This is a genomic window from Duganella sp. GW821-FHT07F09, from assembly GCF_059418705.1.
Map to the genome: position 1 here is coordinate 35,692 of NZ_JBWKQJ010000022.1, position 14,679 is coordinate 50,370.

At 57.0% G+C, this 14,679-nt stretch carries 17 protein-coding genes, 1 pseudogene and 1 other annotated feature; of the genes and pseudogenes, 2 read left to right on the plus strand and 16 right to left on the minus strand.

The annotated features are described in order from the left end of the window. Positions 1-101: 101 nt before the first annotated feature. From AC07P1_RS32235 to AC07P1_RS32245, 3 genes are all read right to left on the minus strand, one after another. Positions 102-1,031, minus strand: coding sequence for a glycosyltransferase family 2 protein (locus AC07P1_RS32235; protein WP_494699678.1), 930 nt, complete (start codon positions 1,029-1,031; stop codon positions 102-104). Between the two features lie 8 nt (positions 1,032-1,039). After that, positions 1,040-2,503, minus strand: a complete 1,464-nt coding sequence (locus AC07P1_RS32240) for a lipopolysaccharide biosynthesis protein (RefSeq protein WP_494699679.1) — start codon at positions 2,501-2,503, stop codon at positions 1,040-1,042. A gap of 111 nt (positions 2,504-2,614) precedes the next feature. Further along, entirely contained in the window at positions 2,615-3,070 is a 456-nt protein-coding gene (locus AC07P1_RS32245; protein ID WP_494699680.1) for an SRPBCC domain-containing protein, read from the minus strand. Between the two features lie 190 nt (positions 3,071-3,260). On the opposite strand from AC07P1_RS32245, the gene AC07P1_RS32250 reads away from it, so the two are divergent. Beyond that, complete coding sequence (locus AC07P1_RS32250; protein ID WP_494699681.1) at positions 3,261-3,800, plus strand: DUF2867 domain-containing protein; 540 nt, start codon at positions 3,261-3,263, stop codon at positions 3,798-3,800. Here the strand turns inward: AC07P1_RS32250 and AC07P1_RS32255 are convergent. Beyond that, on the minus strand, positions 3,797-4,126 hold the full coding sequence (locus AC07P1_RS32255) for a cupin domain-containing protein (RefSeq protein WP_494699682.1): 330 nt from the start codon (positions 4,124-4,126) through the stop codon (positions 3,797-3,799). The two genes, AC07P1_RS32250 and AC07P1_RS32255, sit on opposite strands and share 4 nt — an antisense overlap. Positions 4,127-4,290: 164 nt before the next feature. Between AC07P1_RS32255 and AC07P1_RS32260 the strand changes: the two genes are divergently transcribed. After that, positions 4,291-5,121, plus strand: a complete 831-nt coding sequence (locus AC07P1_RS32260) for a ThuA domain-containing protein (protein WP_494699683.1) — start codon at positions 4,291-4,293, stop codon at positions 5,119-5,121. 32 nt (positions 5,122-5,153) lie between these two features. Here AC07P1_RS32260 and AC07P1_RS32265 read toward each other — a convergent pair whose 3' ends face one another. From AC07P1_RS32265 to AC07P1_RS32320, 12 genes and pseudogenes are all read right to left on the minus strand, one after another. Continuing rightward, positions 5,154-5,855 carry a penicillin-insensitive murein endopeptidase gene (locus AC07P1_RS32265; protein ID WP_494699684.1) on the minus strand — a complete coding sequence of 234 codons (702 nt, stop codon included), beginning with the start codon at positions 5,853-5,855 and terminating at the stop codon, positions 5,154-5,156. A 44-nt stretch (positions 5,856-5,899) separates the two neighbouring features. After that, positions 5,900-6,085 (minus strand): type II toxin-antitoxin system RelE/ParE family toxin, encoded by a 186-nt coding sequence (locus AC07P1_RS32270; RefSeq protein WP_494699695.1) that lies wholly within the window; start codon positions 6,083-6,085, stop codon positions 5,900-5,902. Then, positions 6,060-6,263 (minus strand): type II toxin-antitoxin system RelB family antitoxin, encoded by a 204-nt coding sequence (gene relB / locus AC07P1_RS32275; protein WP_494699685.1) that lies wholly within the window; start codon positions 6,261-6,263, stop codon positions 6,060-6,062. The genes AC07P1_RS32270 and relB overlap by 26 nt, the downstream gene beginning before the upstream one ends. A gap of 178 nt (positions 6,264-6,441) precedes the next feature. Then, a complete protein-coding gene (locus AC07P1_RS32280; RefSeq protein ID WP_494699686.1) occupies positions 6,442-6,735 on the minus strand; it encodes an antibiotic biosynthesis monooxygenase family protein in 294 nt (97 codons plus the stop codon). After that, positions 6,732-7,700: a zinc-dependent alcohol dehydrogenase family protein gene (locus tag AC07P1_RS32285; RefSeq protein WP_494699687.1), complete on the minus strand. Its 969-nt coding sequence runs from the start codon at positions 7,698-7,700 to the stop codon at positions 6,732-6,734. The genes AC07P1_RS32280 and AC07P1_RS32285 overlap by 4 nt, the downstream gene beginning before the upstream one ends. Positions 7,701-7,762: 62 nt before the next feature. Beyond that, positions 7,763-8,065: an ArsR/SmtB family transcription factor gene (locus tag AC07P1_RS32290; RefSeq protein ID WP_494699688.1), complete on the minus strand. Its 303-nt coding sequence runs from the start codon at positions 8,063-8,065 to the stop codon at positions 7,763-7,765. A gap of 104 nt (positions 8,066-8,169) precedes the next feature. Next, on the minus strand, positions 8,170-8,646 hold the full coding sequence (locus AC07P1_RS32295) for a hypothetical protein (RefSeq protein ID WP_494699689.1): 477 nt from the start codon (positions 8,644-8,646) through the stop codon (positions 8,170-8,172). Positions 8,647-8,766: 120 nt separating this feature from the next. Next, positions 8,767-9,462: a hypothetical protein gene (locus tag AC07P1_RS32300; RefSeq protein ID WP_494699690.1), complete on the minus strand. Its 696-nt coding sequence runs from the start codon at positions 9,460-9,462 to the stop codon at positions 8,767-8,769. A gap of 391 nt (positions 9,463-9,853) precedes the next feature. Continuing rightward, entirely contained in the window at positions 9,854-10,888 is a 1,035-nt protein-coding gene (locus AC07P1_RS32305; protein ID WP_494699691.1) for a DUF4365 domain-containing protein, read from the minus strand. A 416-nt stretch (positions 10,889-11,304) separates the two neighbouring features. Continuing rightward, entirely contained in the window at positions 11,305-11,955 is a 651-nt protein-coding gene (locus AC07P1_RS32310; RefSeq protein ID WP_494699692.1) for a hypothetical protein, read from the minus strand. Further along, positions 11,955-12,527 carry a hypothetical protein gene (locus AC07P1_RS32315; protein ID WP_494699693.1) on the minus strand — a complete coding sequence of 191 codons (573 nt, stop codon included), beginning with the start codon at positions 12,525-12,527 and terminating at the stop codon, positions 11,955-11,957. Before AC07P1_RS32315 ends, AC07P1_RS32310 begins: the two co-directional genes overlap by 1 nt. Positions 12,528-12,888: 361 nt before the next feature. Beyond that, positions 12,889-14,135 (minus strand): annotated as a pseudogene (locus AC07P1_RS32320) (IS3 family transposase). After that, positions 13,741-13,857 (minus strand) — a sequence feature (AL1L pseudoknot). It overlaps the preceding pseudogene by 117 nt. Positions 14,136-14,679: the final 544 nt, after the last annotated feature.

A 14,679-nucleotide genomic window follows, 5' to 3' on the forward strand; every position in this document is an offset into this window, starting at 1 on the left:
TGAAAAGTGTGACGTGAACGGTGAATGCATGGAAGAAAGTTTAACACCGCTCACCGCATGCGGGATTTCTTCCTGGGAGGGTGCGGCTTATTGGCGACAAGTCACGCAAATGTTTGCAGCAGCCAGCGCAACGTGCTTAGGCGAACCTCGAAAATCAGCGATTGCGCAAGATGGGCGCGCTGTTCCAGCTTGCTGACGTTGGGGCACGAGGCCACGCGGATCAGGAATCCGGCGAGCATGCTGCGATACCTTTGGTTCTCGGCCGCGTTGAACAGATGGGATTGGCGGAAGTAATTTTCCTTGTGGAAGGCGAGCGTCTCCCGCGCGAGCAGGGCTTCGTCCGTCGTGAGCGCCTGGTCGTGATGGCGGTATCGGGCCACGGTGCGGTCGAGGAAGCCGATCCGCGCCGTCTCCGCGAACCGGTACCACATCGAGATGTCGTCCAGGATGCGGTAACGGACGTCGAAGCGCTGGCCGACGATGACTTCGCGCAGGCACAGGATGGTCTGCGTGCTCATGCCGGTCTGCAGGCCGGCCATGCAACCCCAGAAGTTGCGGCACCGGTACAGCCCGTCCCCCAGCGGCTCGAGGTAGGCCCGCGCCTTCGATGTGAACTCTTTGTGCGCCAGGTAGCCGCGCTGCCCGCGCAGCGCATGGCCGAACGGTTCGAAGTCCGCGAAGAGGATGTCGAGGTCGGGATGCTGTTCGAATACGCGCGTGGCGTGTTCCAGTTTGTCCGGCAGCATCACGTCGTCCTGGTCGCAGAAGGATATGTACCGGCCCCTCGCCAGCGACAGCCCGACATTCTTCGGCAGCGCGGGCGCGCCGGAATTGACCGCCGTCGACACCACGCGCACCCTTGTGTCGCGCGCGGCATGGTCGGCCGCGATCGCCGCCGAGTCGTCGGTGGCGCAATCGTTGACGATGATCAGTTCGAGATCCGCGCAGGTCTGCCGCAGGATGCTGTCGATCGCCTCGGCCAGATAGGTCTGGCCGTTGTAGACGGGCATGATGACGGAGTGTAGTGGCATATCGTTTCCTAGCGCCGTGCCGGCTTCGGCAGCAAACGGCGCAGCAGCGGGCGCGCCGTCGCCATCAGGTCCGGCTTGATCTCGTGGTTGAGCAAGACTATCCCCGCCACCCAGCAGGCCAGCGCTGCGGTACCTGCGAGCGCGAGCAGGACAAGCGGGCTGGTGTCGTCGAGGCCGGGTGACAGCATCAGCAGCGCCGGGCCGGCCACCGTTAGCCCCGTCAGGACGGCCGAGCGCGCCACGCCGCGCCCAAGTTCGGCGACGCGCATGCCGGTCAGCGCCGCCAGGCCGCGGTACAGCAGCGCCGAACGCAGCAGCGATGTCGCGGCGATGCTCCAGGCCACCGCCTCCAGCCCGAACGGCGCCGCCACGACGATGCCGGCGACGCGCACCGATACGCCGACCGCCTCCAGTTGGGCGCGCAGCCGCACCTGTCCCATGGCGACGAACAGATCGCGCGCCATGCCGAACAGGCAGAACGTGGCGGTCGAGATGCACATGATGCGCACCAGCGGTGCGCTGGCATCCCACTGCGGGCCGTACAGCAGCCGTGTCAGCGGCGTGGCCAGCACGGCCAGCACGGCGAAGAACGGCCACGCCAGCCCCGCCATATAGGCGACGGTGCGCAGATATAGCCGCTTGACGTCGTGGCCGTCGCGGACGTTGGCGGCGAACAGCGGCAGGAGCACGGGCGTGACGGCGCGGGTGATCAGCATGTTGAAGATATTCAAGGTGGCCTGCGCCTTGCCGAACAGTCCCACCGCCTCGACATCGATGAGCTTGCCGATGATCATGTCGGGCGCGGCGACACCGCATTCGTCGATCACGTTCGAGCCGGTCGCGTAGGCGCCGAACCGCAGCAGCTTGCGCATGCCGGTGAAGCCGGGCAGCCAGGGGATGTCGGCGGGCCGGAACGGCAGGCTCGCCAGCACCGTCACCAAGCTGCCGGCGACCGCCGCCCACGCCAGGCTCAGGTAGCCCAAGCCCAGTTTGATCAGCACCAGGCAGACAAGCAGGTTGGCCAGCGCGTTGGCGACGTTGATGCAGTAGAGCGCGCGGAAACGCAGTTGCCGGCGCAGCACGGGCAGCGTGATGGAGCCGAACGGGATCAGCAGGACGTTGAGCGCCAGCACGCGCAGGACCTCGCCGACACCGGGCTCGTCGTAGAAGGCCGCGACCGGATCGCCGGCCAGCGCGAGCAGGGCGGCCATGCTCCAGGAGATCAGCATCGTCAGCGTGTAGGCGGCGCGCAGGCGTTCCGGGCTCAGGTCCTTTTCCTGGATCAGGTATTGTCCGACGCCGAAATCGCGTACCATCTGGGTGATGCCGACGACGACGGCGCCGATCGAGAAGATGCCGATCTGGCCTGGTGTCAGCAGCCGCGCGATGATCATGCCGCCGGCCATGCCGATCACCAGCACGGTGTACTTCTCGGCGAACGACATCAGCAGGGAACTTTTAATCGCGTTCATTTTTTAGTCCGCATTGAACGCGGCGGCAACATGCGTAAGGGGGCCTTCGCATGTTATTGCGATTTTTCTCCTTGAGGATTGACTTGGCGCACGGCGCCTGCGATCAGCGCGCTAGGGGGCTGCGCATTGGATCAACTCGGCCTTGTCCCTCACCAGATTTGCCGAGCGTCCGGTTTCGAGGAGGATCTTCAAGTCGCACAATACGATGCTGAATCCCTCGGTGGCGTCGACCACTTGACTGATGCCATTGTCACGCTCAAAACCGCGCACCTCGGCGCCGACAACGGTGACGTCACTTGCTGTCTCGGAAAACTTGAGGTCCACGTCCAGCTTGCCTCCGGACCACGTGAAGGCGATGCGGTCGTGTGGAGAAAACGCTGTCACCACGACGTGCTCGATGGCGCCGGGCACCATAAACTCCCATTCCACGCTCGCATCAAGCGCGAGCGGGCCGGTGGTGCTTTTCAGCCAGAATTTGGTAATGCGTTCGGGTTCGGCGAAAGCCTGGAAGGCTTCCTTCGCGGTGCATCCAATGAGCATTTCCGCCTTGGCGATCAGTTCGTCCATGACATGTCCTTTCGCGGTGGTACGCGCTAGTGGTGTTTTCATCTTAGCACCGCTTGCGATGCTCGACAGAGCAACAGGACGCGAGGCGTTTCAATGCGATCGCTATTAAAGTGTTAATCTTGTCATGCGCCTGTGCGGATACGCGCGCAGCGGAAGTCATCTTCATTCGCTCAATCTCGAAGGTGTACACATGGTCAATGAATTCACGCTCGCGACGCCGGTCGCGCTTCCTGTCGAGTCTGGCGTCACCCATGTGTATCGGTCGGTCAATCTTGCCGACGCCTTTGCGATACGACTGCCCTTGAACGCCTCCAACGATCCGGATTTGCTGGCAAGGTTTATCTTCGCGCACCAGCCAGCCTGGGTGGGAAAGCTCCTCGCCCTGCGGGATGTGATCGTCGCCGGTTTCGGTCTGAAGACGAGCAAGCAGTTGGCGGTGGTCGCTGCCGGGGCGAAGACGTCCGAGCGTGTCGGAATCTTCAAGATCTACAGCACCAACGCGACCGAGATCGTGCTGGGGGAGGACGACAAGCACCTTGACTTCAGGCTGTCGGTTCTATGTTCGACGGGTGCGGCGCCCGACAGTGGCCGCCAGCTGACGATGTCCACGGTCGTGCATTGCCACAACCTTTTGGGGCGCGTCTACATCATGGTGATTGCCCCATTTCATCGCATGGTGGTCAAAGCCAGTCTGCGTCGTGCCGCGAAGGTCGGTTGGCCCCCGGCCTAGTGGCGCAGGACGATAGTGAGCAGCGCCACCGAATCGGCCAGCGCGCGGACCGCGTGCGGGGCGCCGCCTTCCACGTACAACATCTCACCGGCCTTGAGCGTGGTGGGCTGACCGCGCGTGATAAACGCTATCTCACCGGACAGGCATTGGAAGGTGATGTCGCCTTTGACATGGTGCTCGGGCATCTCTTTCCCGGCGGGCAGCACGAGACGGATCAATTCGATTTGCTCGGTCTTGGTGAGCGCGATTGAAGAAAAGGTCGAGACGTCCTCGCCCGCGTGTGCCAATGCGATGACTTCTCCCGGTTTCGCGTGTTCCAAAGCCATGATGCCTCCCACGTTGATGAGTAAATGTCCATGTTAGCACCGCTGGCGATGCGCGGCAGCGCAACAGGACGCGCCTATGCATCGGCTTGTGTGGAAATGGTGGACCTGACCCCGGAGCCCCGCTATAGTTGACTTCCCTTGCCACTTCGATCACTTTTGCCCATATGAAGAATATCGCCTTGGCGCTCGCCGCCGCCACAGCCTTGCTCGCGCTGCCGGTCCAGGCGGCGCCCGCCAAGCCCTTGCGTGTGCTGATCGTCAGCGGCGGCGGATACCACAACTATCCCGAACAACGGCGTCTGCTGGAGGACGGGCTGGAGGCGGCGCTCAATGTCGAGGTGTCGCACTTGTTCAACGAGACGAACGGGGCCGAGAGACGTCCGATCATCGGCAACGCGAACTATGGCGATGGTTACGACGTGATCATCCACAATGAGTGCTCGTCCCAACCGGGCGACACGGTCGCGCTCGACAGTGCGTTGGCGCCGCATCGGCGCGGCGTCCCGGCCGTCAACCTGCACTGCGCGATGCATTCCTACCGATTGGAAACCTGGCGTGAGCCGGCCAAGCCGGGTGCCGCCGATGCGCGGTGGTTCGCGTTCACCGGCATCCAGTCCACCGGTCACGGGCCGCAGTCGCCGATCAAACTCAGCGCGATCAACACGGGGCACCCGATCGCCAAGGGGCTGGAGCTGTGGACCACGCCTAATGAAGAGCTCTACAACAATCTGACGGATTTCGGCGTTACGCCGATCCTGGCGGGCATCCAGCCGAACGCGGTGAAGGAAAGCGAGCGCAGCCAGCAGTTCACGGTGGCCTGGACCCATGAGTATGGGCCGGCCAAGGCGAAAGTGTTCAGCTTGACGTTGGCACACAACGAGAACACCATTGCCGATAAGCGCTATTTGAATCTGGTCGCGCGCGGAGTGGCTTGGGCGACCGGCCATTTGAATGATGACGGAAGCTTCGACGCGGTCATCAGGCCTCAAAAATAGAGCGGGATCGCGGCTGTTCAACCATCATCTAACTACTTTGCGGCTCTCTCATATTCACGGAGAGGGCGGCACTGAAGCGAAAATTCCACATGATAATGTTCGTCGTGTTTGATCCACGGCGTCGTTTTCATAAAGGGAACCGTGTTCCGAAGTACATTGCCGCGCTTTGTCTGGAACAGTAATTCCATGAGCTCCTTCTGGAAGATCACGGTCTTGATTTTCACCTGATGCTTCTTCGCCGCTTCGGCAAGTTGGTAGAGGTGCTCCGCCATGGCGTCGAAGTCGATCTGCAGATCGTCCAGCGCACCGCGCTCATCAAATTCCAAGTCGTAGCCGAACTTGTTCTGTATCGACGTTGGCATCAGCACGGACCTGTGTGCGCGGTCGACGACGGGCACCATGAAGTCGACCGAGACACCGGATTGGTGAGTCCGGTGAGGCTTGAATGGGCCTCCAGTCGCCAGACCGGTTTCTCCATACATGAAACGCTTTTCTGGTGCGTTGTTCATCGTCGCTGCATACGCATCGACGATGATGTCCCGCACCGTCTGGTGTACATAGGTTCTGCCGAGAGTGACGCCGAGCGTGCTATACGGAACATAATTTTGTCCTTGGGCTGGAAGTTGCACGCCGTCTTGCAAGCGTCCTTGAGCCGGCGTACCGTAGCAAGTGCTGGCGCTGGCCGATGCCAAGGGAAGTGCAAAGAGAAGTGCTGCCCACGAGATTTTATTCATTTGCTCTCGCAGATTCGAATTTGGCTGGCGTCGGTTAGTGCTGATCATCTCGCAATCGCTCCCGCTACTCGTCCAAGACGATAGAGGTGTGGATGCCGTGGGAGTTTTGATATGGTCTGGTTGATCTTGTTGTACAAGTCAGCGGCTGCTTGACGGTTACGTTGCGTGATGTAGGCGAGAATCGTCGCCAAATCTGCTTCCGCTTCAGCTTGCCATCGGATCGAAAGCATTGTCGTCACGCTTCGCTTCGATGATCTTGCGAAGCGTCGCCATCACTTGCTCGTGAGAGCGGGTGGGGCGCTGATCGTCAAGCGATGCTTGAACCTTCGCACGAAACCACCGATCGTAGGCCGCAGCATCTTCCGGCGTCGCGAACTCGGGTTCGAGTGGGGATGGGTTTTTACTCATGATTTAACGATTATACGCAGATGGATTGCGCTATGCCGTGACACTCAAATCCGTTGATCGACATAAGAAGAGAAGGAGCGAGAACCTAATTTGTCATACTGTCAGCGAGCTGGCACTGAGCGTCCAAAAAAAAAAGCCCACGAACCGAAATCCGTGGGTGGTTATCTGATCCGCATCCCTAAAAAGCCGCTCCCTCGATGTGATAGACCGTCGGTTCCTCCGACAAATAGTCCTGTATGCCCATCATGAACAGCCGATGGTCTTCACTCGCTTCAAAGCCGGGTGTGTGATCTTCAAGCGATTGCCATCGCACGATCAGATTGAAACGCTGCGGTGTTTCAACTCCTTGCGCGAGCAGGTGACCGCCGTAACCCTTGGCGCGAATGAGCAAAGGAGCGACCTCTGCAAATGCACGCTTGAAGGTATCAACGTCTTCATGGCGAACCGGGAGCAGGGCGATCTCGTAAATCATGACGCACCTTTGACGTCGATCACAATTTTCCCCCGAAGACCGTTGTTGGCACTCTCCAGCCGCGCATGGGCCTGCGGGATGTCGGCAAGCGAATAGACGGCGCCAACGTGTGGCCGCAACTGTCCGCGCTCGATCAACGCGCTTAACTCATCGAGCTTGCCACGGTTCTGTCTTGTGAACACAAAGTGATAACTCGCGTTCTTGCCCCAAGCCTGAATCAGGTTCTGTGGCTTTGCAATGTCCACGATGCTGACCACGCGGCCAAGTTGCGCGAGCGCGTCGGGGCTACGCGCAAGGGTGTCGCCGCCGATGGTGTCGAACACGACATCGACACCACGTCCCCCGCTTTCACGCATGATGGCGTCGACATAATCTTCTTTTTCGTAGTCGATGGTCACATCGGCCCCCAGGCTGCGGGCGAACTCGAAGTTTGCCTCGCGCACGGTGGTGAATACCTTCGCACCGATTGCTTTCGCCAGTTGGATCGCCACATGGCCGACGCCGCCCGCGCCGCCGTGGATAAGGATGCTTTCCCCGACCCTGAGGCCAGCGCGCACGACCAGCGCTTCCCACGCCGTGCCGCCAACCAAGGTCAGGCTTGCGGCCTCGAGATGGCTCAGCGAGGCAGGCTTCTTGCCGATGATGCTTTCCGCGGCGACGTGGTACTCGGCATAGCTGCCCGGACCATCGAATATCTGCGGCGTGTACCAGACTTCGTCCCCTGGCGCGAAGGATGTCACGCCCGGCCCGACCGCCTCGACAACGCCCGAGACATCGTGTCCGGTAATGGCGGGCAGTGGCACCAGGTCGGGATAGTCGCCGCGCCGGACCTGGAAGTCCAGCGGATTGATGGAGGTGGCGTGTACCCGGACCAGGACCTGTCCAGCTTGCGGGATCGGCTTGGGCACTTCGCGAAGCTCGAAGGAGTCGGGACCGCCAAATGATGTAAGTGTCATTGCTTTCATTTTAAATCCTCATTTCGTTAAAAATAGATATCGATAATTATCGATATATCGTGACAAAAAAATTACAGCTCTGTCCCCATGACGTCAGCAAGCGCCTTGATGGTGGCTTCGTTACGCTTGTAGTACGTCCACTGGCCGATGCGCGTGACCTCGACCAATCCCGCACGCTGTAGCGTGGCAAGATAATTGGACACGGTGGACTGCGACAAGCCAACGCCTTCCTGAATACTGCTGACACAGACGCCCACCGTGTGAACGTCGCCTTCATCCTGGGGAGGGAAGCTGTTCGCCGGATCCTTCAGCCCCTTCAAAATATCAAGACGGGTGCGGTTTGAAAGGGCTTTGAAGATTTCGAGAAGGTCCATGCACGCAGTATATCTAAGTTTCTCGATATGTCAATGTGATTTCGTTCAGCCAGTTTGCCGTCGGATCGGAATGCAAGATGCGAACCGGCGACCAACCAAAGGGGTTAAAAGGATGAGGCCAGGGCGATGAACGAGTGTTGCGTTTCGCCTCTTGACGAGCGGCGTGGTAGCGATGTGGCGACCTGTGTCCGCGGCGCCTTCTCACTTTGATTTGAAATCTCGCATGCCCCTTGCGGTTGTGGTTTGCCTTCGATGCGGAAATGCCGGAAGAATTTGAACTTTCGGCTCACGCCGCCAGGGTCGGAAAGAAAGGGAAGGGAAAATTCCTGCTTGTCGAGTAGTATCAAGCGCCAAACAGTGCCACCAAAAAAGCGGAACGTCAGTGAATTCGGCGGCAGGAGATTCAGCTCAGCAAACGTGCCTGTGGAATACCTCGAGCCGAGCACTGCCGAATCGACCAATGTCATATTGGCGTCGAACATGTAAATCCGCAGCATGTCTTCGTAGGGGATGTCATCAGTAAAGAAGGCAATGCTGCAACCTTGCCATTCCAAGGCCGTCTCCAGCACGGCTCCGGTCACGATTAATCCACTCGGCCTACCGTCTAAAAGCAATTCAGAGGACGGCAGTTCCGTGTCGGACGGAGGTGACGCCAATCGCGCCGCAAACTTTGAGGTCGGGAGTAATCTCACGAGCGTGCTCTACCAAATAAAGCCAGCACTGAAGGCGGCCAGAGCTCCTCCAGCAAACGCCCCTATTGTCACACATACCGGGGCGCCAGGGCCGCACGCCAAACCCGCGAGCGCCCCTGCGGCAATGCTCCCACCGATTCCTGCCGCCGTGGTGATAAGCTCGCGTTTGACCGCAGTGGCTTTATTGGGAGCGTTGAGAATGTTATACATCGATAGTGCCAGTGACAGCAGAATGACGCCACGGCCCAAGTAAGACAATCGCATCGCATTGCGTGTAACCGCAGGATGAGATCTACCGGCTGACGCCACAACTTCGGCAAAGACGCGATTCTGCTGTGACGGGGTGAGTTTTGCGAAGATCGCACCTTTCCCGAACAGCTTCGAAGTTTTTTCAGCGATTAGCGCATTCAGACTACGACCCTCCGCCTTTCTGTACTCTGCGTAAGCGCGGGCGGCAGGAGTGGTGCGTGATCTGATAAGTTGCATGACGACGTTTCGGGTGTCGTGGGCCTGTTCCGCCGCTTGCGCCCAACTCATCTTGCCGCTGACGACTTCGCGGCGCAGACTGTCTGACATGGCTTTTATTTCGCGTGCGTAGATCCGGCGGGCTGTGGAATCAAGCTCTAGATGCATCCCTGCGCTGGCAGTTGCCGCTTCGAGCGATTTGATCGCGTTTTCGAACACTTCTTCGTCGGATCGTTGCACGGTGAATTCCTGTCAATGGTGTGTGACAAGACTACTGCGTCGTAGAGCGACGGCATTTGAAGGAGCGCAACTGCTCGATGAAGAGTGCCAATGCCTAAGTTAGAGAAATTCGACAATTTGGTCGGTACCGAGGAGCAGTTGTGTTGTTTGATTTCCGACGGATGTTTAGAAAATCAAAGCTTTGCTAACGGGTAATTGCTGTATGAGGGCAGACTATTTGTGCGTTGATGGTGATGGAGCAAAAAAAGCAAACCCAGAGAGCGACCCAGAACAAAAAAGCCCACAAACCGAAATTTGTGAGCTTTTCTGATGAATCTTGGTAGGCCGTGCGGGATTCTTCATAATGGCGTTGGCGTATTGATTGTTGAGGCCCTTCGCAAGCAACTTTTCGTTACGCTATCCCAGATTCTTCTAGGTCGGCTTGGGTCATCTTCCTGAAGAGACTAAAGTGAATGATTTCGTGTTGGAAGTCCCGGAACTCGCGGCCCCACTTATCTAACGTTTCGTCACTTGAGTCAGGCGGTAGTTTGGTTTCGTAAACGAGACGCAGATATGTGGGGTCCTTGTATGCCCAGTAGTATTTCCCTTTGAAAACTAAGGCGCGAAGTTTTTTCAGCTTCGCTACAAGCATTGGGACCAAAGCTTTGACTGGAACCTGTGCGCTATAGTTGGTAACTTCGTCAGTTGCCCAATCGCCGGAATTTCTCACCCAATAATCAAAGCTGTAGCGATAGCGAATGTCGTGCTCCCCCATTTTGAAATCAACGTCTTCATGTTCGGCGAGCAGGATTTTTGAGGCATCAAGCAGTGTCTTGAAGGCATCCACATCATGCATTTCTACATGGCCATCATAATGAAAAACGTCTACGTAAAGTGATAAGAACTGTTCAAGATAACGAAGCGCCAGTTTATGGCTATAGATCGTATCGGGCACCGAAGGCTGTACCGCGAAGGTGACCGCAAGAAGACCTGGCATTATGTCCCTAATTTTCTTATCTTCCTTTGCGTCCACAGCTTTTAGGAATTCAATGGACTTTGATTTTTCATCTCCATTGATCAATGTAGTTGCTTGCCAGAATAGGGGGCGCGAAACATAAATGTCTTCGCTTTTCAAGTCGACGGCAAATCCTATGACATGCGTCTTATAGCTAAGCTCAGTCCAGTAATATAGAGTGCTTTCCTTGATCCCTCCCACTACTGGAATCTCATCTTTTTTGCGTATTCGTAGATTTTCCGAGGACTTCACTTGAGCCTTAAAGTATCGGCCCGTTACCTCGGTTCCTCGGACCAATTCGACTTCGAAATCAATTCCGTAATCACATTCCGTGACGTTACGAAAGATTCCAATGTGCCGGAGTTTATATAGCAATATTGCATAAGAGTCGGACTCTGCTTTATGCTGCTTGATTCGCTTTGGCAGTTCCATGAGCGGTTTTCATTTGAGATTGAAGGAATATTTCCTGTGCTTACGGCTTCGCATGCTTTGCGAAGAATTTGGCCGCTTGAGGCTCGCCTGTTCGTTGGGGCAGCCGTTTTGCCTGTACTAGGCTGTTGCTAAGGTCAAGAGGTGGCATCCTTGATTTGCAACGAACTTTGTCTCTGCCTCCTCTGTCTCGGTCATTATGGTTAAGTGAATTGGCCACGTCGCCAGCAACTCGTCCAGTGAGGATCGTATGGCGCTTGTATCCCCGTCGGTTGGGGAGATTGCGAGTAGATCAATGTCACTAAACGAGCAGCCACTTCTAAAAAATGAACCAAAACCATACCAGCGGATCGCCGGATGGAGGGCATTTAGTTCGGACAATTTGTTTAGAAGTTCCGAAAGTGGACGTACGCGAGAGGTCATCTGTTCAGACGGCTAAGGAGCTCTCGGAACATTAACAGCTCTACGCCTAGCTCTGCCGCTACGTTGGCTGCGCCTTCTGTCGGGCGCCCATTCGGATTACTAATGAGAACAAGGTCGAAGCTGCCGTAGCGCTCGCGTGCAGTCCTTATGTGATCTGCGGTCAGTTCGTATTCATACAGGGCAAGTACCCGAATTTCGGGGAGGCCGTTCCGATGTAACAAGAATAACCGGTCCGCCTCACGAATAATGGCTTGCACACGGTTGTGCTGGCGTAGTCCTCGCTCGATGAATTCGTACTCTGACTTGACGTAGGCGCTGGGATCTTCTCGATCGATGCAGGACTGGAGGTCACCCATCCCCCCGAAAGCCACACCCGCGAGCTGGGTGGCAAAGATGCCAGACCCCTGCCAAACTCCCGACGAAGGTACATTGATAATGATGTCAACGTCAGGTTCTTCTCCAAGAACTGCATTGACGTCGTCGGCCACTACGTCCCGTTTTGAGATAATTCCGGCGATGTAAGGAGGATGCCTATCTCTTGAGATACGAATAGATCTGTCGCTCACCTGGTCTACGCCGCGAACACCACCTTTCTCTCGCATGACTTGCGCGACCCAGGCTGTAGTCTCACTGATCGGGCGGGCCATTATTCGTCCCTCATCATCTTTGCCATGCCGGGCGGAAACCTGCGCTGGTCAGCGCTAGCGAATTCGGTAAAGTGGCGCACCGTTAGATCGTCCACATGCTGGCGGAACTCCTCTAGAGTCCGGCGCTCGGTTTCGTTCATAAGATCTCGGTTCCGGTCCATAAGTACTAGAATTCGTCTGTTATTGGGAAGAATCCGTGTCCTCATCGCAGCTTTCCATTTTTCTGCCAATTCTGATTCTGGATTTTCTCCGTAAGGGAGATTCGGGTTCAGGCTGCTGAAGAGACTGTTATTTTCTAACATCAATGGCTCGATTGCCTTCAGTGCTTCGGTTCGGCTCGTGAACTTCACCGCACCAAACAGCTTTTCTATCGCAGCTTGGTGGGAGGCCTTCCACCCGAGAAGCATCTCCGGTGGATAGTCTGCTTCAGCTTTGTCAATTTTCGTGTGGCAAGAAGAACAAAGGACTATCAGATTTTCGAAAGCCCCTCGTTCAGCGGGCGATAGCTCCGCACGACCACGGGGGCCTTCATCCTTAGCGGCAAACACATGTGCCATCTCAGCGACATGCACAGTGCCTCCTTGGTGTTCCTCAAAAAGTGACGCATTACAGTGGGGGTTTTGGCAGTGCCCAGCGCACGCCGCAAACAGTCGTTGTTGTGTGACCCGGTCGGGTGCCGCCTTTCCGCGATCAGCCATTTCCCCCTCCCGCAAAAATTAACATGTGGCATTATTTTAACATTTTTGTTCGTCAATTGCTGTCGAGATACGCGTGATATAGGCGGGGAAAAGCAGGCGCAGACCTATTGATTTGACCGGGGGCCATTCTTGAAGGCCCATCTCTCGGTATCTTCCTATTTTTTTATTGTGATTGACCCTGTGGGCTCACGAAAACATAGTGCCAGGTTGACCGAAAATGAATCGCCCCGGGAATTTAGGAGGCCGTTTGGTGTGAGTCAGGCGACCGCGCCTGCTCGGAAAGTTGTCGGTAGTAGTTTGCCTCGGCTTCGGCCGGCGGTATATAGCCAAGTGGGTTCGAGCAATCGATGATGATTGAACCAGGTCACCCACTCCAGCGTCGCCAGTTCGACGGCCTCGCGTGTCCTCCAAGGAGCACGGCGATGTATCAGTTCTGCCTTGTACAGGCCGTTGATGGTCTCGGCCAACGCGTTATCGTAACTGTCGCCTTTACTTCCCACGGAAGGCTCAACTCCGGCTTCGGCCAGGCGCTCAGTGTAGCGAATAGAAACGTATTGCGAGCCTCTGTCGCTGTGATGAATCAAGGCGTCGTCTCGCTCGGGCTGTCGGGCGTACAGCGCCTGTTCCAAGGCATCCAAGACGAAGTCGGTGGGCATCGAACTGCTGACGCGCCAGCCACGATGCGCCGGGCGAAGACATTAATCACAAAGGCCACATAGACAAAGCCTTGCCAGGTCGAGACATAGGTGAAGTCGGATACCCAGAGTTGATTGGGGCGCTGTGCCTTGAACTGGCGGTTGACCCGGTCCAGCGGGCAAGGCGCGGCTGCGTTGGCGATGGTGGTCTTCACGAATTTACCTCGACTCACACCGCGCAAGCCGGCACGGCGCATCAAACGTTCGACGGTGCAGCGGGCGGCCTCGATGCCTTCGCGGCGCAGCTGGCGCCAGATCTTCTGCGCGCCATAGACCTGCATATTGGCTTGCCAGACCCGTTCAATTTGAGGAGCCAGCACCTCATCACTCTTTGCACGGGCACAGCGCAGAGCCGGATTGCGCCGCTGCGCGGCGTAACGCCAGTAGCCGGACGGGGCGACCAGCAAGACTTTGCAAATCGACTCGACCCCATACGCTTGGCGGTGCTGGTCGATGAACGTTCTCACGATTTGAAGCGACGGTCGAGCTCCGCCTGGGCGAAAAACGCGCTGGCCAAGCGCAGGATTTCGTTCGCTTTGCGTAGCTCTTTAACTTCGCGCTCCAGCGCTTTCAGGCGCTCGCTTTCGGCAGTAGTGGTGCCCTCACGCTGGCCTGTGTCAGGCTCACGCTGGCGCACCCAACGACGCAAGGTTTCGGCAGTACAGCCTATCTTGGCTGCGATGGATGTGATGGCCGCCCACTGCGACTCGTGCTCGCTGCCGGCCTCCTGGACCATGCGCAGGGCGCGCTCCATCACTTCGGGGGAATATCGGACTGATTTTTTCATGGTGGCTCCATTTTCTCAAATGTTGGAGCCTCCTTCAAACCCGGGGTGATTCAAAAACTGCCCCAAGGTGAGGTTTGAGTGAAAGATTTTAGATACCCAACCTCTGCACAGTCTGCACACTCCACATACGAGGTATCGACACTGAGGCGCGTGTCCTCTGCACATTTGCACACTGTTTACGCTCCTATGGCGGATAGGTTGGTTGATGGCGGTACGTTCTTGGGTACTGGAAGTTCGAATCCGTGGATTAAGATTTAATGGGGCGGGATCTGTGTCATTAGGTGTTGGCCCGCTTTACTCATAGGCAGGGACTTCGTTATTAAGAAAGCCAGATCTGGAAGTCCGGTCCATTTCTGGTCCGCACGGCAAGCGTTTGCTTCTTCCGAAGAGTGGCTGGAGGCGGCTAAGTGGCGATGTGGGTAATGCGTTAGCCCCTCGCGCTCTTGCCTCAAGATGGGTTAAAGATTGGGTAATCCCCCCATTTTTAGAGCGCGCTAAAAGTAGAGGTTAAGCGGCCAGGGCAAGCTTCTGTTTTGGTGTGATG